Source organism: Haladaptatus ordinarius (genome assembly GCF_054177595.1).
Genome location: NZ_JBPEHH010000072.1, coordinates 1 through 20,542 on the forward strand (window position 1 = coordinate 1; position 20,542 = coordinate 20,542).

Sequence of the window (20,542 nt, forward strand, 5' to 3'; positions counted from 1 at the left end):
GGTTGCACTCGTGGGCGTTCGCTCGACTTGCCGGGCGTATCGAGGACAAAGCGACCGAGGCAGGGATTCCCGTTCGGAAGGTGAACCCCGCGTACACCAGTCAGACGTGCCACGCATGCAGCCACCTCGGATATCGTGGCAGACAGGCCACGTTTCGATGTACGAACGACGAGTGTTGGGTAACGGAGTATCAAGCTGATATTAACGCGGCGGCGAACATCGCCGGTCGCGTAGACCCGTGGGGTGAGAGCCTGTCGCTAAAATCGACGGGCGATGACACCCCACAGGAGGGGAGCACTTGTGACAGTGCCACAGGACACCGCATGCCGAGTCCGTAACCCGGACAGACGACGCTTGCGACGTTTCAGTCCTGAAACCTCTATAAGACTTCCCTTGTAGGAAGCTCCGCCCTTTAGGGCGGGCGAGGATGTCACTAATAGAGAACTGGCACGACCTGTCGTAGCCGAAGACGGGTGCACGTTCGGTTCGTGAACGAGGGTTCTCCGAAAGGACGAAAGAAGAGAAGGCAAAAGATACCAGGACCCGTAGAATCATCGTGACTGTTGAAATCGACATCCGTCTCGATGCGGAGCAATTCGCCTTCGGTCAGGTGTTTCAGGCAGCACCCGCCCTGCGAATCGAGTTCGGCCGCATCGTCCCGATGGGACGCGACGACGAGTACCTTCCCTTCGTCTGGGTGATGGCGACGGAAGAAGCACCGAATCCGAAGACTATCGAGGACGCGTTCGCCGAGAGTCCGGACATCGAGGAATTCGAGTTACTGACCGCCATCGACGACAAACGCCTGTACCACCTCCACTGGCTTCCGACGGTCGAGAGCCTACTCGATGGGATTCTCCAGGCGCAGGGAACGATAATTGAAGGCTACGGTGAACACGGCGAGTGGACGTTTCGAGTTCGGTTCGGAACGCAAGACGGGCTCTCTCGGTTCGACGACTACTGCAATGCCCACGACATCGCGTTCACGCTCGACAGGGTAACCGACATCCGCCCTCCAGAAGGGCGGCGCCTCGGCCTCACACCCGAGCAGATCGAAGCGATTCGCGTCGCATTCACCCACGGATACTTCGAGGTGCCACGCAGGATTTCCCAGAAAGACCTCGGCGACCTCCTCGGTATCAGCCACCAGGCGGCCTCCGAACGTCTCCGCCGAGCGAACGAAAAGATAATCGAACAATCGATGGCTTCGTTATTCGACATCGACCCGACGACGGACGAGTGAGCACGCCTCACCCCTCGATGTCCAGAAGAGTTCACCGGTCCGTGGACGAATGGCTCACAGTTGGACCACGAGACCGTCGCCATCCCGTTCGTACGTCGTCTCGAACGGTTCGGAGCGCCCGTGCATCGTCTTCCGGAGCCAGGCCGCCTCGTCCTCGCTGGCGCGAGAGACGCCGTCGTCGATGTGGAACGGGACGAGTCGTATCTCTTCAAAATCACCGCCGTCGAGCGTGACTTCGAAGAGGTAGCTTTTGTCGTTACTCAGGTCGTCTTTGATTCCGAAATCGTCGACCAGATCGCCGGTATCGTGGAGGATGATACTGTCGCGGTACTGTTCGACCGCCTGGACGACGTGTGCGCTGTGGCCGTGAACGAGATCCACACCTCGATCGACGAGCCAGTGGCCGAACGCGACGAGTCGGTCGTTGGGGCGCTCGATCCAATTTTCTCCCCAGTGGACTGACGCGACGAGCTGGTCCGGATTCGCCGATTGTGCGCGCTCGATGGCGTTCCCGACGACCCGGCGGGTTTCCGGATTCTCGGGGTCGGTCTTGGCCCAGGCTATCTTTCTGCGAGGAGAGAATCCCGCCGTTTACGGCGGGAGTGAATCCGGCAACTCCTTCACAAACCACGCATCGACACTACTACGGATATTTAAGTAGTATCGGTTCATAATATGATGGACACCGAGGCGGTCACACCGCCCACTCAATTGCACAATATCGGGACTCCGAGACCCAGAACGTTCGAGACACCCTCTCGAACCGCTGTGGTGTCTCGGTCAGCAAGATAACTCCGAGTCCCATGCCGGGATAGGAGTAACGGCGGTGTGGCCCCGCCATCGGCCTATCATACCCACAGGTCGTCAACCAGCAAATATCCCAAACCAGCGGTGCGGTGCCGTGGGAAGCCTCGCCGCTTACGGCGAGGAGGAGGTCACTCCTGGCCGGTCGTCGGTCGCGGCGTACGCTTCGTATTCGTCCGAGAACGAGATGACGGCGACGTCGACGTCACCGACGGAAAACGTCGCCAGCGCGCGTGCTGCTGTCGGGGTTTCGCCAGTGCCTGCGTTTTCGATACCGGCCCCCTCGAGCGCGTCTATCGTATCGGTCAGGGCGACTGCTCCGAAGTCCATCGCGTGATTGTTCGCCAACGCCGCGAACTGGACGTTCCCGGCGTCGAGTGCGGGGGCTGCCCATTCGGGGTCGCCGCGGAAGTAGTACGCTCGGTCAGGGAACCGTTCACCGCGCTTCGATAGACAGCACTCGAGGTTGCAGAAGACGCCATCGAGGGATGGAGTCGAGGCTCGAAATCGCCCCAGATGGTTGCTGGTTCGACGTCCTCTTTGCCGTAAATCCGGTTGAGATTACGCCCGCCCATCGTGTCACCGGCGAATCCGATCGTCGTTCGGTGGCGCTCACGGTCGTCGGACGGACCGGTACCTGCGGTCGTGGTCACACCTCAGTTGTCGTGTGCGCGCTAGACGGAACAGTCTCGTTAGACGGCGGTGAGTCGGGTAAGCTTTCGGTGCATCCTCCAATCGCCACTGCTCCCACGGCCGTGAGGAATTCCCGTCTTTCTTTCTTCATTGAACTAGTTATATTTGATATATTATATCAGTATCTGATGGTTATATCATTTTCACACTTGTGGCGGACAACGTGGGAGATCGCTTTCGAGACGTGACCGAGCAGTTCGTCCTCGTCTCAGCTGACAGAAGCGGTCGTTTCGGGTGAAGCGAAATCCGGATTCAGATGCGTCAGCGGAGCGCACATCCACTCCAATCGGCACAGCGTCTCTGTTCGAGGCTTTTTCGTCGACGGTACGGAAAACGCAGGCGGAATGATACGGATTCGCTCCGGGGCGGTTCACACGTTTTCCGGTGCGAGTGCCTCGATCGTCGTTTCAGCGACGTCGTCTGCTACCTGTTGTGGAATGGTCACGATGGGGCGGTCGACTACCGAGTTCTCGACGAGGGCGCGGAGTTGCGTGCGCGCCTCGTCGGGTGTACCGGCGACGCCGAGGTCGGAGACCATCTCGTCGGTGACGTAGCCGACCGCTTCGTCGCGTTCGTTCGACCGCCACGCCTCGGCGATTCGGTCGGCCGCGTCGGGGAACCGCGAGGCGACCGCCTTCCGATATCCCTCGCCGCTACCGACGTAATAGGCGAGGTGTCCGCGAAGAGCGTCGCGTGCGAATTCGGGGTCGTCCGCGACCGCTGCCGGGACGTACGGGGCCACCGTGATTCGGGCAGGGTCGCGTCCTGCTCTCTCGGCGTGTTCGGCGACGTAAGCGAACGCCTCGTCGAGGGTCGAGAACGGGATGTTGTGGGGTATCCATCCATCACAGAGGCGTGCGACGACCCGACGATTGGCGCGCCCGAGTGCGGCGTGGTAGACCGGAACGTCGGCATCGAGTGCCGGGAAGTCTGCAGCGTGGAATATATCGCCGTCGTATTCGACGCGTCGACCATCACTCCCGTCCAGCTCACCGTCGCCACTTTCGTGCCCGAGGAACCGCTTGGTCAGTTCGATAGTTTCGTGGGCACGCCGGACGGGGCGGTCGAACGCCATGCCGTGCAGGTCTTCGACCGCTTTCGACGTGCTCGTCCCGACGCCCAGGATGAACCGGCCACCCGAGATACGGTCGAGAGTGTTGGCGGTCATCGCGAGCGTCGCCGGGGTGCGCGAAAACACGTTCAAAATCGCGGTTCCGACCGTAATTCTCTCGGTTTTGCCGGCAATCTCCGTGAGTTGAATCGGCGAGCTCGTCCCCCAGAGTTCGCCGAGCCAGGCCGACTCGTAGCCGAGTTCCTCTGCACGAACAGCGAGCGCCGTCGGACTGACCTCATCGACGTCCGGTAGTAGCAGACCGTGACCCATGACAGCGCTTTTCACGCGCGTCGTAAAAAATCTCGGTGGCTATCGCACAGAGGAGGCGTCGGCCCTGTTCACGTTCGATGGCCACCGACGAGACGTGGAAATCGCCGACAGAAAACCAGGGTGATACCAATCTCGAGACGGCGCTCACGACGTCGACCTCGTTCCCGACGGATTCGTCGACGACCGTTACGTTCCGAGCGAAGTTTACCACCTTTCAGCTCACGTGCTCGTTTTAAATCCACCGGAGGTGTCCTGCAGTAGCCACTCGAGAGTGTGGACCGAATCCTGAAACGTAATGAAGGTGTTCATCACAGGCGCAACCGGTGTCCTCGGGCATCGACTCGTCGACCGACTCACCGACCGTCGACACGAAGTCCACGGCCTCGTCCGTGACGACGACGGTGCAGACCTCGTCGAGGCGCGCGGTGGTGTCCCGCGTCGCGGTGACGTGCTGAAACCGAAGACACTCGACTCGGCCGTAGACGACGTGGACGTGCTCGTCCACGCGGCGACGTCCTTCCCGGTCACGATGAAGCCGACGGAAGCGGACTGGGAACGGAACGACCGCATCAGAAAAGAAGGTGCGAAAAACCTCGTCGCGGCCGCAGGGACAGTCGTAGATCGCTTCGTCTTCCCGAGCGTCGTCTGGGTCGCCCGCCAGCCCGACGGCTCACGCTTCGACGAGGGCGCCGAAAGACATCCCGACCGGGCAACGCAGTCGGCGGCAGACGTCGAGCGGTACCTCCAAGAAGCAGCCGAAACGCGGGGGTTCGATGCGACGATACTGCGTACGGGATTCTACTACGCCCCCGACGCTGGCCACACGCGTTTTTGGGGTGAGAAACTTCTATCCGGCGACATGCCTATCGTCGGTGAGGGACTCCTCGGCCGGAGGGATGCCGAGATGTCGGTTTTACACGTCGAGGATTCTGCCCGTGCGTTCGCCGATGCGATAGACCAACAGGTGACCGGCCTCTACCACGTCGTCGACGACGAATCTGTAACGGGGGCCGAGTTCTTCACCGAGTTCGCATCGCTACTGGATGCCCCGGAGCCGAGTCGTATTCCGGGGTGGCTCGCCCGCTTGTTCGTCGGGAAGGTGAACGCCCAGGGGTTCACGAGTCCGTTTCCGACTACCAACGAGAAGTTCGAGCGAGAGACGGGGTGGGAGCCCAGATACCCGACGTACCGCGAGGGGCTGCGGCAAATCGTCGACACCTGGCTCGAGACTGGCAGACTGGTCGTTACTCCCGACGGATACCAGTGGGGCGAAAACGTCCCGATTCGCTATCACTGTCGTTCGTGTGGACGGCAGTTCCGAGCGAACACGCGTTCGTGTCCCCACTGTGAATCACACAACTACCGGCCACAGCGCGCGTGACGGAACGAGGTGTCCGAGAAACTCGACTCACCACCGCCATCCGGACACCGTATTCTTCAACCCGGTCCCACGTGAACGCTCGTTGGAGCGCTCGTCGGAGTCGTCTCCACCGGTCACCCGTATTTGCGGTCAGGGCGTTGTCTTCGATGCCACTGAAGATCTCCTGTTGCTCACGACCGATAGTGAACCGGTTCTGACGTTCGACTAACACTTCCTTGATGAGGTCGGGCCCGGTCACCAGATACATCGACCGACCGGGGAACGTGAGTCTGACGACGTCACCACGGCTTGCCCAGTCCTCCACCGCGTCGAATGGGTCACGCGAGAACGCCATGCCGTTACCGAGGAGTGGAACACCCTTCGGCGTCGGTGGCGTACCATCGGTCATACATGAAGATGTCACTCGGAACAGATAGTTCTAGCCTGATACACTCTGACGACAGACGACCTCATCGAGGACGTGCAGTCGAAGAACGGACTGTGAACATCTATCGACGGTCGTACGACTTCGATTCATCCGGAAAGCTCGATACGGCGTCGATGGGCAGTCCGGAGAGCGTCTGGTTCGGCGTGGTCTTCGTCTCGAAGGGCGAGTATTTGCACTCGAAACTTCGTAAGGATTTTGAGGTCACGAGTACGATTTCGCATGCCATATCGTCCTTCATCGCGGTTGAAAACCGGCGTGGGTCGACGAAAGTGGCACGATAACGAAACCAATGATATCAGTTTCAAAACGTCATCTGCGGATACTGTTCGCGACCCTCCTCATACTATCGACTGCAACGGTCGGCTACGGGGTTGCGACATCGGGGACCGAATCGACGTTCGAATCACACATCGACGGCCACAGCGTCGACCGCGATGCGAACGTCGCCCCCGAATCGGACGGCATCACAGTTATCGCGACCGATTCGAACTCCTGGCGAGGGCAAGCCAGCGAGGGGCCACGGGCGAGAGCCGAACTCGTCGCTCTGAATCCGAACGGAACGGTTCGTTACTACAACGACACCCACACGCGCTACTGGGACGTCGACCCCGTGAAAGGGACGAAAACGACGGTCGAGTACTCGTACGCCGACCATCGGAGCGGTTCCGAGTGTCCGAGTGCCGACGAGTGGAACCCCAGTCAGTACGGTGTCAGCGAGGAGATGTGGAACACCTACTACGAGACGCACGGCGACGTGAACGCCTGTACGTACAACGGCGTCGAACGCGTGAACCTCACGACCGGCGCGGTGACACAGGTCTGGGGCCACCACACTCCCGGGAAAGAGGCGACGCGGTACCACGACGTCGACCGTCTCAACGACACCCACATCGTGGTCGCTGATATCTACCTCGACGGCGTGTTCGTCGTCGACACCGAGACCGACGAAATCGTGTGGCGTTGGAATGCGTCCGACTCCTTCGACCCCTCGACGACCGGCGGCCCGTTCCCCGACGACTGGTCGCACATCAACGACGTCGAAGTTCTCGACGACGGGCGCATCATGGTGAGTATGCGGAACCACGACCGTGTGGTGTTTCTCTCCCCGGACGACCACAGCGTCGTCAAGAAACAGACCCTCGGCGAGGAGGACAACTACGACATCCTCTACGAACAACACAATCCCGATTTCATCAACTCGTCCAACGGCGGTCCTGCAGCAGTCGTCGGAGACAGCGAAAACAACCGGGTCATCGAATACCAGCGCGACGCTGACGGCAACTGGAAACAGACCTGGGTCTGGCGGGACGCTCGGATGCAGTGGCCGCGGGATGCCGACCGCCTCCCGAACGGCAACACGCTCATCGCGGACTCAAACGGCAACCGCGTCTTCGAAGTCGACAAGAACGGCGACGTCGTCTGGCAGCTCAACATTGCCTTCCCGTACGAAGCAGAGCGTCTCGAATCCGGCGACGAGTCCACGAACGGCCCGAGTGCGAAATCCGCCACCGTCGCCTCTCGGTCCGGAAGTCTGGGCGACCAGTTCTGGATCGCGGTGAAGAGTCTCATCCCCGGGAAGTATCTGAACGGTCTGATGTACATCACGCCGGTCTGGATGGGTGTTCCGGAAGTGTTCGCCATCGTGCTCGGTGGGATAGTGGCTCTCATCTGGGCTGGCTTCGAAACGCGGTGGTACGTCCGTCGGCGTCGGCTAACGACGAGCGGCAGCGCCAGCGACGAACCGGCGAGTCGAGAGTGACTTCAGCCGATTACCGGTATCACCCCGGTTCTGGTACTCGACACGAACGAACCGATAATCGGACTACCGTTTTCGTGATCAGCGACGACCGATATCCTCGACGAGTCTCTCTGTTACATCGAGTAAATCGTCGGTGAGTACCGCGTCCGGAGCGTCCGTTCTTCCCTCCCAGAAGTAGACGCGACCGAGTCGGTCGAGAAGTTGAATGAAGTGAGCGAACATCCCGTCGAACGGTTCGTCCGTCGGGTCGTCCAGGTCGACGTAGGCTCGCTTTAGCACGCGTATCTTCTTCCGATATTCCTCGTGGTCGAGGTAGCCGGCTTCCCACTCGTGGCCACCGTCGGCGTGTTCGTACACACCGACGATGTAGTCAGCACGGTTCGCCAGCACCTTGAATTTCGTCGTCCAGAACTCCCACGCCTCGGGTACGTCGGCCATCGTAAACGCGTAGCCTTCCTGTGTGAGTCGATTTTTCACGGCGGTAAGCCGGTCCCGTTCGTTCTCTCCGTAACTCCCGAGGACGAAAAACGTCCGTCCGCTCAGCAGGAACGTCTCCAGATCTTCATCGAGGGCGCGGTTTATCTTCCGATACTGGTCGCGCGAGAGGGTGTCTTTCGCCGAGTATCGTTTCGTCTCGTCGACAATACTCCCCAGTTCAGTGCGTTTGTCCGGCATTATCTGCAGTACAGTCGTCACCTAATTGTATCCTCTGACTGCGCGAACCCCGGGTGAGAACGACGACATGCAGATGTTGGCATTGACCAACATCATTATAACACTGGCCGACGTACTGTCACTCGTACTATGTCACAGGGTGCTGGCGTGCAACCGAACGACGAATCGAACCACTTCGACGTCTTCGAGGTGTTCGACGTCATCACGCAACAGACGCGGAAAGACCTCATCGCGGACATCGTCGGCCACCCGAAAGGGATGCCGAGCATGAAAGAGCTCCAGTACCTGAATCCCGACGTCGACCGCACGACGATTCTGGGGCATCTTCGAAAGCTCGTGGCGGCCAACGTCGTCGGTAGTGTCGAGTTCCCCGACGGTCAGCGACCCGACGAAGGACCGTACAAGTTCTACTACGTCACCGAACAGGCGCGCGAACTGTTCGACAAGAACGGTATCTTCGACCCCGCAGTCCGCCAGCCCCTCTACGCGCAAGTGGAGAAACCGGACGACGTGAAACACGCAGAGGAACTCACTCGACCGCAGATCGAGTGAGTGCCGTCGGCCAGCGTCGTCCGCGTCGGGATTTTGTCGGAGACGAATCCGACGATTCTCAAGACGGGTGCTGGTGTCTGATTTTCTCGGCGATCTGCCCGGGTACAGGAGTCCCACAGTCTTTGCACTTCCACGTCGGGTAGACCTCCCCCTGTTCCTTGGTGAGGTCCTGTTTGTACCTGAGGGTCGCACCGCACGTACACTGGTAGGACGTAGAGGACATACACGACGATAGTCGTCGAAGTCGAAAAAATCACTCGCCACCCCAAAGCCATGGCGATGCGGGAATCACATCTCGTCGACGGGGTCGCTCTCACTGTCCCAGAGGGTTAGCGCCCACCGAGAGAGCCGATTCACTTTCGATGGTAGGGACACGGTCTGCCCGGAAATGGAACGACACATTGACAGGGACTGTCCGATGGGTGGTCGACGCGACCGCAGATGGGTTGGCCGATGGAATTCGTTGGAGGGTTACTGCTCGCCATGTCCCTTGTGTACCAGCAGCAGCGTTATGTACATTTTCGAATTTTATTGAAATATGTATGACGGTCGTCTAACTACAGTCAGTGTCGAGACAGGTATTCCGCATCCTTTCCGATGAGCGCTGGAACGTTCACCATCGTAGTGGCGATTCGTGACGGCGACAGTGTCAGTCTGCAGATATACCGACGTCTGTCACGGATGGAATGCTTCCGTGTATCGTTGACAGTCGTGGTACCCGTTCTGGTCGAAGCGTTTGATGTGCCCACCGGCGACGTAGAGCGTCCCATCGATGACGCCGTCGACGGTTCCACCGCGGCGGAAACACGGCTCGGGAAGCGAGGTCCGGAAGCGGTCCGTTCTCGAATCGTATCGATGGCAAACGGTTGCGTAGCTGTCGACAGAGGGATTTCCTTTCCAGAAGAGACCGTGTGTGAGATACACAACTCCATCGACGACAGGATTGCTCGTCGTCCCATAGATTCCAGGGAGTGGAGCCGGTTTCATCCGCTCCCAGTTGCCACGCCGGATATCGAAGCGGAAGTTGGACGCCGTCGGCCCGGTGACACCGAGCAACCCGCAGATCGCGTAGAGATACTGTCGCCCATCGATTTCGCAGAGTGAGACAGAGGGCCACCGTTTCGCTTTTGGCATTCTGCCGACATCTGAATCGACGACGCGCTTGCGTTTCGGATCGAACGTCCACAATCGCCGTTCGTCGAACGTTCCTGGCCGAGGGCGTCGCAAGCCGTGGTTGCTCGCACTCTTCCGTCTGGATGCGACCGTACCGCCACCAACGCAGTACACGAGACCATCGGTCGGATTGAATACTCCTCCCATCGCCCAGTTGGGGTACGGACAGCGAACGTCGTGCGTCGCGGTGAGATTCGTCCAGCCGTCGTTCGGCCGATACCTGTAAATTTCATCTGTTGGCGGTCGATTCGGGTGATATGGGCCGCGCGATGGTGCACCACCGAAACTGAAAATCGCGTCAGGTGTGGCGACACCGCATGGCGCCCAGAGTCCTCGTGGCATGTCCGCGATACGGCGCCACGCGTTTCGACGGCAGGCTGTCGGGTCGAAGGCGAAAGCATCTCGCACTGCCTGCAGCTCGATACCGGACCTGAAGCCACCGAAGTAGTATAGTTCGCCGTTGAGAACACCACCCCCTGCATCGCTCTGGGCGGCTGGAACTGGTGCCTGGTTCGCCCAGCCAGATTCGACTCGACTACGAGGTCGTTCGTTCGACGTTCGTGATTCAGCGTGTGTATTCGAGTTTCCCGCGGCTGCACTCGGGGACACGACCGAGAGACTAACGAGACTCGTGCCGACGTATTTCAACCACCTCCGTCGGGATATCCCCACCTTGGTACCGGATGTGTGTCGCCCCATCTCTCTGTTCGGTGTTGGCGTCCATACCCGAAATCAATTTGCCCCTCGTTTCGTCGAGCTCTCTCGAAAAAACGACGGCGACCTCTCCGACCGAATCGGGCAATGACCGCTCGCAATCGCCGTGCTCACGGTCCCGGCGGGAGCACTCGGGGCGTTTTCGTCATCGTGCGAGCGAGTGCACTCGTCCTCGGTACCGTCTTCGTCGCGTTTGGTCTCCTCGTGGTCGTGAAGGCGGGTGCAGTACTGCCGGCCGTCGTCACGTCGCTCACGGGGTAGCGTTCGCGGTCGTCCGACGATTCGTCGTCGGTCCGCTGCCGGAATGTGAGGCGTCGTCGTATTCGGAACACACCGTCACCACGGACGAAACACCGATATGGGGGAACTACGCATGCACGGACATGGAGACAATCACCGAGTTCGAATCGTCGTTGGGTCGACTCGACGTCGGCTGGTCGAAAACGACTGCCGACGACGTGTCCGACGTGTTGAACGACGTCGTCCGTCGGCCGGCCGTCGGTACACCCCTCCCCTTCGACGGGGTTTCGTTGCCTCCCAAGGTCACCGTCTCACCGACCCCCGACGAGCTGAACGCCGCCACGACGGGCGTCACGGCGGCACGTTTCGCCATCGCCTCGTACGGCAGCGTCGTCATCCAGGCCACGCCCGATGGCACGGAACCGGTGAGCCTCTTCCCGGACCGCCACGTCGCCGTCGTCCGTGAAAGCGACGTCGTACCCGGAATGTCGGACGCGTTCGACCGCCTCGCCGACGACATTCGAACCGGTCGGGACAGCGCAATCGTCGCTACCGGCCCGAGTGCGACTGCAGATATGGGTGCACTCGTCCGTGGCGCACACGGGCCGAAAGACGTCCACGTCGTCATCCTCACCGACCGATGAGTTCGAAATCACGCGAAGCGAAAGCCGAGAAGATTCGTCGCCTGCTGGCGTCGGAGGGCGACGCTGTCGGCGAGAACACCCGCGGGTTCAATCGCGGACGCTACGAGTCGGTCGCCCGTCTCGACGATTACCAGGAACTGAAAGACGAAGCACGCGCCATCAAGGAGGACGCTATCGAGCGCCTGCCGGACCTCGTCGAGCAACTGCGCGAGACGGTCGAAGCGAACGGCGGAACGGTGTACCTCGCCCACGACGCGGCAGACGCGAACCGATACATCACCGACCTCGCACGAAAACGGGCAGCAGACCGCGTCGTCAAGAGCAAGTCGATGACGACAGAGGAACTCGACGTCAACGACCACCTCGAAGCCGCCGGCGTCGACGTCGTCGAAACTGACCTCGGCGAGTGGGTGCTCCAGGTCGCCGACGAAGCACCCTCGCATCTCGTCGCGCCCGCCATCCACAAATCCCGGGAGTCGATTGCAGCGCTGTTCAACACACAGTTCGACCCGGACGAACCCCTGGAGACCGCGGCGGAACTGACGGCGTTCGCCCGCGGCCGACTCGGCGACCTCATCGAGGACGCCGACATCGGGATGACTGGCGCGAACTTCGTCACCGCCGACACCGGCACCATCGCACTGGTCACCAGCGAAGGGAACGCTCGGAAGTCCGTCGTCGTTCCCGATACGCACGTCGCAGTCGCGGGCGTCGAGAAAATCGTCCCCAGCGTCGAGGACCTACAGCCGTTCGTCGAACTCATCGGTCGGTCGGGGACTGGCCAGGACATCACCTCCTACGTCTCCCTGTTCACGCCGCCGGTCGAGTCACCGACCATCGACTTCGAGCGCCCCGACGAACCGGGGTTCGGCCACGGCGACGACGGGGGAACGGACCGCGAATTTCACCTCGTCCTCGTGGACAACGGTCGGATGGCGATGCGCGAAGACGACCACCTGCGAGAGACGCTGTACTGCATTCGGTGTTCGGCCTGCGCCAACTCCTGTGCGAACTTCCAGTCGGTCGGCGGCCACGCCTTCGGCGGGGAGACGTACACCGGTGGCATCGCTACTGGCTGGGAAGCGGGCGTCGAAGGACTCGACAGTGCTGCCGAATTCAACGACCTCTGTACGGGGTGTACGCGCTGTGTGAACGCCTGTCCCGTGAAAATCGACATCCCGTGGATAAACACGGTCGTCCGCGACCGCACCAACCGTGGTGCGGACGGCGAACTCGACTGGCTGGTCGACGGTCTCACGCCCGACGCCGAATCCGGTGGCCTCGACCTCCAGAAGCGTCTTTTCGGCAACGTCGAGACGCTGGCGAGATTCGGCAGCGCGTTCGCCCCCGTCTCGAACTGGCTGGCCGATACTCGCCCCGTGCGGGCCGCGCTAGAGCGGACGGTTGGAATCGACCGGAAGCGCGACCTCCCACGGTTCCGGCGCGAGACCCTCGTCGACTGGTTCGCCGACCGTGACTCGAAGGTCGAAGACCCCTCCCGAGAAGCGGTCGTCTATCCCGACGTCTACACGAACCACGTCCACGTCGAACGCGGAAAGGCCGCCGTCCGGACGCTCGAAGCGCTCGACGTTCGCGTCCGGATTCCACCCGTTCGTGCCAGCGGCCGTGCCCCACTCTCGCAGGGGATGATAGCCACCGCCGAGGAACACGCCCACGACGTGTACGCAGCGCTGGCAGAACACATCGACGCGGGCCGCGATACCGTCGTCATCGAACCGAGCGACCTCGCGATGTTCGACCGGGAGTACGAGAAGTTCCTCCCCGAGCGGTCCTACGAGCGCATCTCGGGTAACAGCTACGAGATTCTGGAGTACGTCTTCGGCCTCCTCGAGAACGGTGCCACCCCCGACGTCCTCTCGTCGGGCGACGGCGAGAGGGTCGCCTATCACAGCCACTGCCAACAGCGGACGATGGGGTTGGACGCCCACACCACGGCCGTCCTCGAAGAGTTGGGATACGAAGTGCTCCTCTCGGACGTCGAGTGTTGTGGCATGGCGGGGAGTTTCGGCTACAAACGGCAGTATTACGAGTTGAGCATGGACGTCGGCGACCACCTCAGAGACCAGTTCACGACGTCCGACGCCCGCGAGCGAACCGTCATCGCCAGCGGAACGTCGTGTCTGGAACAGTTAGAGTCGCTCCTTCGACGACCGACTCGACACCCAATCGAACTCGTCGCTCCCGAGTGAGTACCTCATCGCCCACACCGTCGAGGCGGAGACAGAAGATACCGAAATCGGGACTTTCTGCGATGTTGGTCTCGACCCGGAGGTAGCCGAGGTCGCCTCCCGCGATGATTTTCCGCCTCACCACTGCGTTTCGAGGCACCCTGCGTACTATCAAAGTGATAGAAAGTCAAGTATGCTGACGTTCGATGAATTCGACGCTGACGGTCACCTTGCGTCCAGTTTTCGCCGAAATCCGCTCTTTGGGTTGATCGTCTAAACGAGGGAAATCCTTATCGGGAGGGCGACGAACGACGACAGTCACTTCCTGCGGTCGGTTGGAGAGCATATCGTCGTTGAACTGCGTCCGAACCTCCAGGAGGGCGAGTTCGTCGTACTGCTGTTGACCGAGCGTTTCCCCGACGGCCACATTGACCGATCGTTCGAATGCGACGTGGGTCGACACAGCGCCGCCCGCAGTGACGAACAACAACAAGAGTAGCAACGCGACCACGGCGGATGGCCCTATCCGACTGAACGAGAGGTTCGGCCGAATCGCACCTGGTTCCCACCCATCGGGTCGATAGCCGAGATACCAGAGTACTACGACACCAGAGACGTGAATCGATGCTGCGTTCACGACGAGCAGTATCAGTGAGCCGAGTGCGATTGCCGGAATGTTCCACGCGATGCCGATTCCGACCGCTGCTGCGGCCGGAATGAGTGCTGCCGCAATCATCACGCCGACCAGCGCAGCGGAGATTCCGGTCGCGAGGCCGGCCGCACCCGCAGCACCAGCACAGACACCGATGATGAGTGACAACAGCCCTGGTGAGATGCGCTGTGCAATCTGGTTGATCGCTCCCGGATGGAGCGACGGTGAGAGAAAGTGGCCCGTTTTCAGAACGAGACTGAAGAGAACCGAACCGATGATTGCGATTCCGAGGCCGTATATCTGTGTCGTGAATCCATCGACGATCATCTCCCGATTACTGAGAACCGTCCCGACACTCGCCGTCAACGCAGACCCGACCAGCGGAGCGATGACCATCGACCCGACGACCAGCGCCGGAGAATCCAGGAGAAGCCCAGCGGTTGCAACCACCGCGCTCAGAAAGGTCAAGAGAAAGTACGTGAACGCGTTCGGAAGGAGTTCGAGTGCCTGCGACCGAAGTTCTTCACCTGCGATGCTGTCGTCTTGTTCCTCACCGACTATGAACCGGTCTTCCATCTTGCCGATGTTCGCAGAGAGGGCGGATTTCGCGTCGGCGACGACGGTGTATTGATGTTCACCGTGACCGGCCGATTGGAAGTCGTCGAGTACGACTTCGAGGGCCTGTTCCGGAACGGGAAACTCCACGATGACCATCTCACCGCGGTCGCTCGCTTCCTTCGAGACGATATAGTCGATATCCTGGTCGTCGAGGACCTGAAGAACGGCCTCCTTGTCCTCGTCCTTGATCAGAGTTCGGACGAGTCGCATGTGGCGACCACATTATCAGGCTAATATATAAAAAGCATTGTATAATGTAGTAATATTTAACAATACTTAAGGTTCGTCGCATCTATTTTAAGGAATTGAATACTACAACTATAATTTCTAATTTGGTGCTGAGATAGTGACACATGAAACTTCTTAGCAATTTTAAACAAACGAGATGACGCTGCCGCACACGGCGGGCGTCAACGATGAAAAAGAACGTACTCGAACCCCGGACGGTCCGACGATTAACGGTTTCTCTCTCCATCCGAGTCTCTGCTTTCCACACCGGTAGCATCGGGACCGCTCCAGTCTGTCAGTTCGAGGAAATTGCCGGCAGGGTCGTGGAAGTAGATGCTCGTCCGAGAGTCGCGCACCGCTACGTCCCTGTCGGCCAATCGTCGTCTGACGGCGCTTATTTCGTCGTCACTCGCGCGGAATGCCAGATGCGGGTCGTTGATGTCGCCGGGATGGTCGGGTGTGGTGTCCGGTCGGTCGGCGAGGTTCAACCACTCGTCGCCGCCGGCGTCCATCCAGATGTAATTCGCCGTCTCGATAGTTCTCTCGGGGTCGTCGGGACCGAGCGGACGAAATCCCAGCACTTCCTCGTAAAACGAAACCGCGCGAGGGACATCGGCTACTGCGAGCGCAGCGTGGTGAAATCCTTGGACCATGACTGATACTGTCGTTGACATAGGATAAAATCCTTCTCAGACTGCGTTCGACCTCACTGGAGCGTCTCGGCGAACCAGTTCGCGGCCACGTGAGCAACTTCCTCGAGTTCGTCCTCGCCATCGAAGAGGTGACCGGCTCCTTGGACGATGTGAAAGTCCCTCTCGCAAGAGAGGTGGTCGTAGGCGTCGCGGTTGAGTTCGAGTACCTGGGTGTCGGCACCGCCGACGATGAAGAGCGTGGCGGCTCGAACGTCCTCGAGCGCCTCGTGAGCCATGTCGACGCGCCCCCCACGCGAAACGACTGCACCGACGTCGTCCCCGAGGTGAGCCGCGGCCCGAAGGGCCGACGCGGCTCCCGTACTCGACCCGAAGTACCCCACGTTCAGGCCCTGAGTGTCCTCACGGCTCCAGGCCCACTCCGTGACCGCGACTAGACGGTCCGCCAACAACGGGATGTCGAAGCGGTTCTCGCGGAACTGATCTTCCCGTTCGGTGAGCAGGTCGAAGAGCAGGGTGCCGAGACCTTGCTCGCGAATGACCTTTGCGACGAAGTTGTTACGCGGACTCTTCCGACTGGAGCCGCTCCCGTGGGCGAACACGACGAGCCCCGATGCTCCCTCCGGAATCGCCAACGTCCCCTCGAGTTCGACGTCGTCGACCGGAATGGAGACGAGGGTCTCTGCGTTCTGCGTCATAGCAGAGGCCACATCGCCGAACGGCTTTACTGCCGTGGCCGTTCCCTTCTTGGACCGACTGTGGAATATCGGTATCGCTGACACAGCGTCGTAACTCCCCCGGAACGCGTACTGCCGTGGAATCCACGAGCCGTCTCGTCCCGACGACCGCCACAGCGATGTCGTTTGCCGACGGACCGCACGACTCTCTTTGGGACTGCGACGTCAGTTCAGCGCAATCGATAGAGAAGCAATTCCCCCATATTTGCCTTCTCACCCCCCGAGAACCGCATACAATGTATTTGCATCCTGGGAGCGAAACTAGGTTGTGAGACGCGATGACTTCACTATTAGTAACCTATGGAACCGGTGAGGGACAGACGGGGAAAGTGGCCGAGCACATCGACTCGGTGCTCACGGACCGCGGGTTCGATGTAACGACGGTACACGTCTCGAATGCCTCGGACGTCGCTGTGGACGAGTTCGACGGTGTGCTGGTCGGCGCGTCCATCAACAACGGCGAACATCAACCGGAGGTGCTCGCGTTCGTCGAGGAGCACGTCGAGTCGCTGGCTGCCCGACCGTCGGGATTCTTCCAGCTGTCATTGGCCTCGGTGTTCTCGTTCAAGTGGGCGAGCAACGGTGCGATGGAGTACGTAGAAGAGTTCGTCGACGCGACCGGCTGGCACCCAGACCGGTTCGGGCTGTTCGGAGGTGCGTTAAAGTACACCCAGTACGACCGCAAGATGCGGTGGCTGTTCAAGGCGGCCGCGCTCGTGCTAGGCCTACGGTACCGACACGTCACGGGACTACGAGTACACCGACTGGGACGACGTCGAACGCTTTGCGGTCGAGTTCGGGGAGTTCGTCGAGAGCGAAAACGAACGTACCGTTGAAGGTGGGTCACTCCGAGACGCTGACGCGGGCCGCAACGGGCTTCGTGTGGCCGCCCTCGTCGTCTTCGGGCTTGGTATCGCTGGCGCGGTACTCTGGTCGGCCAACGGCTGCAGATCCGCCTAGGAAGAGACGGCCGTGAAACGACAGGAGTAGCGGCTCGATGATGGGAGACCGACGAGGCACGAACGACGACCGGCTAGCGCGAACCGCGAACGAGTCGGCGTGAAACAGGAGCGGTCGTAGACGTATACTTATGGATTCTTCCGTCGTACTGGTAGTGGGGGAGGAAACGCGATGTCAGTACGGTATGGTGCTCTGGGAAACGGAGTGTCGTCTCTCCGAGACGAGTCTGCCGGGGCTCTGGCCACCGTGATGAAAAGGTCGTCTTCGAAACCACCGAAAATCACCACCGTACTGAAACACGAAACCAACGACGAACCATGACCGTTACACTGACACTCAGCGACGAACTCGCAGAGCGACTCGACAAACACCTCGAGGAAGACGAATCGTACGAGGAGTTCATCGAGGAACTGGTCTCGATGTACGAGACCGGAGGGGCGTTCTTGACGGAAGGATACTCCGAATAACCACCCATTTTCTAGACCACGCCCATCGACAGTCGTCTCGACGGGACCGGATTTCGACACCGCGGAAAGACGGCGTCAGTCGATTGGGTGGGTCAAGTTTCGGAGAAGACCACCGCCGAACGCGATGACGAGTAGCGCCCCTCCGAGGTCGAAGAGGATATCCAGGAGGGTATCGGACCGACCGTACGGGACGAGCAGTGGTTCGAGACCGACCCGCTTGGCAACCGCGTGAATAACGTACTCCATGACCTCCCAGAGAACCCCTGCGACGACGACGACACCGAAGACGCGGGGACTCGGGTCGTGGCCCCGTCGGTGGGAAGCGGCGTAGACGAAGCCGCCGAGGATGGTCGCGGAGTGAGTGTGCGTGAGATGGTCCCACCACCAGATGTCGTCGTACGGCCCGAGCATTCCGAAGGCGTGGGTAAACATCGCAGTCTCCGTATAGATGCGTTGCCACGGTCTGAACTCGACACCGTATCGACGCTCGACGACATCTGGAAAGAAGGTCGCTACGAACGCGGTGGCCGCGTTCACGACCACGCTGAGGTTCCATCGACGGACGCCTTCGAGGAACACGGCGATAATTGCGTACCTGATACCGCGTTCGACGTCGCGTTCGAACGAATTCTTTGAGATTTCAGTCACGACATATTCATCTACGGAAACGGGTGCACTTGGCAATTAGGTTCGTTCTGTGAACATTCGGTTGGGCTGTATTCGGGGCACCTGCCGGGGTGTCGCGAGAATTCTCGTTCAGCCGTCGCCTATTGCTGTTCTGCGAGTTCGGGTGCCCGTTTATACGGTTACGGGGCGTTTGTTTTTCTATAGGCGAACTCGAGACTGAACAACGAAGAAGGTGGGCAACAATCGATGTACGATACGATACTCTTTCCGACTGACGGAAGCGAGGGGGCGACGACCGCGGCGGAACACGCCATCGATATCGCGAGAGCGTACGACGCAACGATTCACGTTCTGTACGTCGTCGACGTTCGAATGAGCCCGCTCAGTTCCGTTATGGAACACGACGATGTTATCGATATGCTCGAAACTTCGGGCGAGAATCCGACGGTCCCGATTCGTCAGCGAGCAGAGGACGTCGGTGTTCGGGCAATCGAAGCGGTCCGCCTCGGCGTCCCGGACGAGATAATCCGTGAATACGCGGACGAACATGCCGCCGACCTCATCGTGATGGGAACACACGGTCGAACTGGACTCGAACACACCCTCTTAGGAAGTGTGACAGAACGAGTCGTCCGCACTTCCGAGAGACCGGTTCTTACCGTCCGCAGGGAGGGGTGAACGGCGCTGTCGGCTTCCTCGTCCCGCCAATTTCGACCATCCCTCTCCGTCGGCCGCTCTGATGGACGTTCGATGCAGTTTCCGACAAAGAAGTATGGATTTTGTGTGCAGAGTGACGTCCATTCACAGGTAATGACGGAGAACATCTCCGTCGTGGAGTTCTTCTGGAATTGTATCGAACCATCGCGCCGCCGAGATTTCACTGTCGGTCACTCCCAACTGTGAAGCGTCAGGAATTTCACCGTCTGCCGAGGCTGAAAATACCACAAATAGGGCGGAGAACCATTCTTTTCCATCATCCTCGGAGACGTAGGTTTGGTCAAGAACCACGAGTGGGGCCTCGATAGTAGCGTTCAGTCCTGTTTCTTCTCGGACTTCTCGTCGAGCGGCCGCAACCGGAGTTTCGTTAGGTTCGACACCCCCTCCGGGTAAGAACCACCCGTCTGCCCAACTGTTCTTCACAAGTGCGAAGCGTCCATCAGGGTCTCGCACCCGGGCCGAAGCCGTGAGCCCAGTCCCCTCGATGGCCCACTCCTGAAGCGACTCAAGTTTTGAAACCGGGAGTCGAAGTGTCTGTTGTACACGTGGTGCTTCAGAAGCGATTTGGCGGGGGTGGGGCATCCGGCTTAGACGAGGAATTACTTTCCTAAATGTTTTCTTCCGCTCAACTCGATGCTGGGTCATTCATCCCTTCAGTAATCAGGTGACGGATGAGTGGCGAATCCGACCGATTATTTCTCACGTGCCTGGCTTCCACGTTTTCGGGATATAGAGGTCCTACAAACGAATATCGATAGAATCAAACGCAATCTGAGGAGTGATCGGGGTCGGTCTCTCTTTCCATCGCTAGCTGATGGGAAAAGACGGCTCGATTGGGAGACAGCAGCCGAATTCACGTGCAGGACGCGAGTCCTGCGGCTAGCCGCAGGCGAGCGCGAGGGGGTCGTCTCCTCACCCACCCTCTCGGAGTGACCGGCCGACCGCCCGGACGAACGTCCTGGCGGTCACGACCGGTGGCGATCTGATCTCCTGACCCATGCCGACTTT

The 20,542-nt window shown here is 60.0% G+C and carries 23 protein-coding genes and 2 pseudogenes; 12 read left to right on the forward strand and 13 right to left on the reverse strand.

Features of this window, described 5'->3' with window-relative positions; genetic code table 11:
* Window positions 1–338 (forward strand): zinc ribbon domain-containing protein (locus tag ACR3FF_RS19755; protein ID WP_458189838.1); only part of this gene is annotated, 338 nt, incomplete at its 5' end.
* A 218-nt stretch (window positions 339–556) separates the two neighbouring features.
* Complete coding sequence (locus ACR3FF_RS19760; RefSeq protein ID WP_458189839.1) at window positions 557–1,243, forward strand: helix-turn-helix domain-containing protein; 687 nt, start codon at window positions 557–559, stop codon at window positions 1,241–1,243.
* A 54-nt stretch (window positions 1,244–1,297) separates the two neighbouring features.
* Here ACR3FF_RS19760 and ACR3FF_RS19765 read toward each other — a convergent pair whose 3' ends face one another.
* From ACR3FF_RS19765 to ACR3FF_RS19775, 3 genes are all read right to left on the reverse strand, one after another.
* Window positions 1,298–1,807, reverse strand: coding sequence for a CapA family protein (locus tag ACR3FF_RS19765; protein WP_458189859.1), 510 nt, complete (start codon window positions 1,805–1,807; stop codon window positions 1,298–1,300).
* A 354-nt stretch (window positions 1,808–2,161) separates the two neighbouring features.
* Entirely contained in the window at window positions 2,162–2,563 is a 402-nt protein-coding gene (locus ACR3FF_RS19770) for a CapA family protein (protein WP_458189860.1), read from the reverse strand.
* 547 nt (window positions 2,564–3,110) lie between these two features.
* On the reverse strand, window positions 3,111–4,124 hold the full coding sequence (locus tag ACR3FF_RS19775) for an LLM class flavin-dependent oxidoreductase (protein WP_458189840.1): 1,014 nt from the start codon (window positions 4,122–4,124) through the stop codon (window positions 3,111–3,113).
* Between ACR3FF_RS19775 and ACR3FF_RS19780 the strand changes: the two genes are divergently transcribed.
* Both ACR3FF_RS19780 and ACR3FF_RS19785 read left to right on the forward strand, forming a co-directional pair.
* A complete protein-coding gene (locus tag ACR3FF_RS19780) occupies window positions 4,123–4,248 on the forward strand; it encodes a hypothetical protein (RefSeq protein WP_458189841.1) in 126 nt (41 codons plus the stop codon). The two genes, ACR3FF_RS19775 and ACR3FF_RS19780, sit on opposite strands and share 2 nt — an antisense overlap.
* A 171-nt stretch (window positions 4,249–4,419) precedes the next feature.
* Complete coding sequence (locus ACR3FF_RS19785) at window positions 4,420–5,505, forward strand: NAD(P)H-binding protein (RefSeq protein ID WP_458189842.1); 1,086 nt, start codon at window positions 4,420–4,422, stop codon at window positions 5,503–5,505.
* Between the two features lie 76 nt (window positions 5,506–5,581).
* Here ACR3FF_RS19785 and ACR3FF_RS19790 read toward each other — a convergent pair.
* A pseudogene (locus ACR3FF_RS19790) lies at window positions 5,582–5,893 on the reverse strand (cytochrome P450); the annotation flags it as partial.
* A gap of 328 nt (window positions 5,894–6,221) precedes the next feature.
* Between ACR3FF_RS19790 and ACR3FF_RS19795 the strand changes: the two are divergent.
* The gene (locus tag ACR3FF_RS19795) at window positions 6,222–7,691 is read left to right on the forward strand and encodes an arylsulfotransferase family protein (RefSeq protein WP_458189843.1); all 1,470 of its coding nucleotides are present in this window, start codon (window positions 6,222–6,224) and stop codon (window positions 7,689–7,691) included.
* Window positions 7,692–7,769: 78 nt separating this feature from the next.
* Here the strand turns inward: ACR3FF_RS19795 and ACR3FF_RS19800 are convergent, their stop codons facing one another.
* Entirely contained in the window at window positions 7,770–8,387 is a 618-nt protein-coding gene (locus ACR3FF_RS19800; protein WP_458189844.1) for a DUF8170 family protein, read from the reverse strand.
* Window positions 8,388–8,495: 108 nt separating this feature from the next.
* On the opposite strand from ACR3FF_RS19800, the gene ACR3FF_RS19805 reads away from it, so the two are divergent.
* On the forward strand, window positions 8,496–8,918 hold the full coding sequence (locus tag ACR3FF_RS19805) for an ArsR family transcriptional regulator (RefSeq protein ID WP_458189845.1): 423 nt from the start codon (window positions 8,496–8,498) through the stop codon (window positions 8,916–8,918).
* A 675-nt stretch (window positions 8,919–9,593) separates the two neighbouring features.
* On the opposite strand, the gene ACR3FF_RS19810 is transcribed toward ACR3FF_RS19805, so the two are convergent.
* Both ACR3FF_RS19810 and ACR3FF_RS19815 read right to left on the reverse strand, forming a co-directional pair.
* The gene (locus ACR3FF_RS19810) at window positions 9,594–10,433 is read right to left on the reverse strand and encodes a Kelch repeat-containing protein (RefSeq protein ID WP_458189861.1); all 840 of its coding nucleotides are present in this window, start codon (window positions 10,431–10,433) and stop codon (window positions 9,594–9,596) included.
* A 6-nt stretch (window positions 10,434–10,439) separates the two neighbouring features.
* A pseudogene (locus tag ACR3FF_RS19815) lies at window positions 10,440–10,790 on the reverse strand (hypothetical protein); the annotation flags it as partial.
* Window positions 10,791–10,892: 102 nt separating this feature from the next.
* Here ACR3FF_RS19815 and ACR3FF_RS19820 point away from each other — a divergent pair.
* The 3 genes from ACR3FF_RS19820 (at window position 10,893) to ACR3FF_RS19830 (ending at window position 13,899) form a co-directional block, all read left to right on the forward strand.
* Window positions 10,893–11,066, forward strand: coding sequence for a hypothetical protein (locus ACR3FF_RS19820; protein ID WP_458189846.1), 174 nt, complete (start codon window positions 10,893–10,895; stop codon window positions 11,064–11,066).
* Between the two features lie 122 nt (window positions 11,067–11,188).
* Complete coding sequence (locus tag ACR3FF_RS19825) at window positions 11,189–11,689, forward strand: LUD domain-containing protein (RefSeq protein ID WP_458189847.1); 501 nt, start codon at window positions 11,189–11,191, stop codon at window positions 11,687–11,689.
* Window positions 11,686–13,899: an LUD domain-containing protein gene (locus ACR3FF_RS19830; protein ID WP_458189848.1), complete on the forward strand. Its 2,214-nt coding sequence runs from the start codon at window positions 11,686–11,688 to the stop codon at window positions 13,897–13,899. Before ACR3FF_RS19825 ends, ACR3FF_RS19830 begins: the two co-directional genes overlap by 4 nt.
* Before the next feature lie 166 nt (window positions 13,900–14,065).
* On the opposite strand, the gene ACR3FF_RS19835 is transcribed toward ACR3FF_RS19830, so the two are convergent.
* The 3 genes from ACR3FF_RS19835 to ACR3FF_RS19845 form a co-directional block, all read right to left on the reverse strand.
* Window positions 14,066–15,358 (reverse strand): TIGR00341 family protein, encoded by a 1,293-nt coding sequence (locus ACR3FF_RS19835; protein ID WP_458189849.1) that lies wholly within the window; start codon window positions 15,356–15,358, stop codon window positions 14,066–14,068.
* 245 nt (window positions 15,359–15,603) lie between these two features.
* Window positions 15,604–16,029, reverse strand: coding sequence for a VOC family protein (locus ACR3FF_RS19840; protein WP_458189851.1), 426 nt, complete (start codon window positions 16,027–16,029; stop codon window positions 15,604–15,606).
* Window positions 16,030–16,082: 53 nt separating this feature from the next.
* The gene (locus tag ACR3FF_RS19845; RefSeq protein WP_458189852.1) at window positions 16,083–16,724 is read right to left on the reverse strand and encodes a dienelactone hydrolase family protein; all 642 of its coding nucleotides are present in this window, start codon (window positions 16,722–16,724) and stop codon (window positions 16,083–16,085) included.
* Window positions 16,725–17,041: 317 nt separating this feature from the next.
* Here ACR3FF_RS19845 and ACR3FF_RS19850 point away from each other — a divergent pair, with 317 nt between their 5' ends.
* The gene (locus ACR3FF_RS19850; RefSeq protein WP_458189853.1) at window positions 17,042–17,599 is read left to right on the forward strand and encodes a flavodoxin domain-containing protein; all 558 of its coding nucleotides are present in this window, start codon (window positions 17,042–17,044) and stop codon (window positions 17,597–17,599) included.
* A gap of 7 nt (window positions 17,600–17,606) precedes the next feature.
* Here the strand turns inward: ACR3FF_RS19850 and ACR3FF_RS19855 are convergent, their stop codons facing one another.
* Window positions 17,607–17,783 (reverse strand): hypothetical protein, encoded by a 177-nt coding sequence (locus ACR3FF_RS19855; protein WP_458189854.1) that lies wholly within the window; start codon window positions 17,781–17,783, stop codon window positions 17,607–17,609.
* Window positions 17,784–18,040: 257 nt separating this feature from the next.
* Between ACR3FF_RS19855 and ACR3FF_RS19860 the strand changes: the two genes are divergently transcribed.
* Window positions 18,041–18,190, forward strand: coding sequence for a DUF7557 family protein (locus ACR3FF_RS19860; protein ID WP_458189855.1), 150 nt, complete (start codon window positions 18,041–18,043; stop codon window positions 18,188–18,190).
* Window positions 18,191–18,265: 75 nt separating this feature from the next.
* On the opposite strand, the gene ACR3FF_RS19865 is transcribed toward ACR3FF_RS19860, so the two are convergent.
* A complete protein-coding gene (locus ACR3FF_RS19865) occupies window positions 18,266–18,838 on the reverse strand; it encodes a DUF2238 domain-containing protein (protein ID WP_458189856.1) in 573 nt (190 codons plus the stop codon).
* Window positions 18,839–19,063: 225 nt separating this feature from the next.
* On the opposite strand from ACR3FF_RS19865, the gene ACR3FF_RS19870 reads away from it, so the two are divergent.
* The gene (locus tag ACR3FF_RS19870) at window positions 19,064–19,495 is read left to right on the forward strand and encodes a universal stress protein (protein WP_458189857.1); all 432 of its coding nucleotides are present in this window, start codon (window positions 19,064–19,066) and stop codon (window positions 19,493–19,495) included.
* A 123-nt stretch (window positions 19,496–19,618) separates the two neighbouring features.
* Here the strand turns inward: ACR3FF_RS19870 and ACR3FF_RS19875 are convergent, their stop codons facing one another.
* Window positions 19,619–20,116, reverse strand: a complete 498-nt coding sequence (locus tag ACR3FF_RS19875; protein WP_458189858.1) for an NUDIX hydrolase — start codon at window positions 20,114–20,116, stop codon at window positions 19,619–19,621.
* Between the last annotated feature and the right edge of the window lie 426 nt (window positions 20,117–20,542).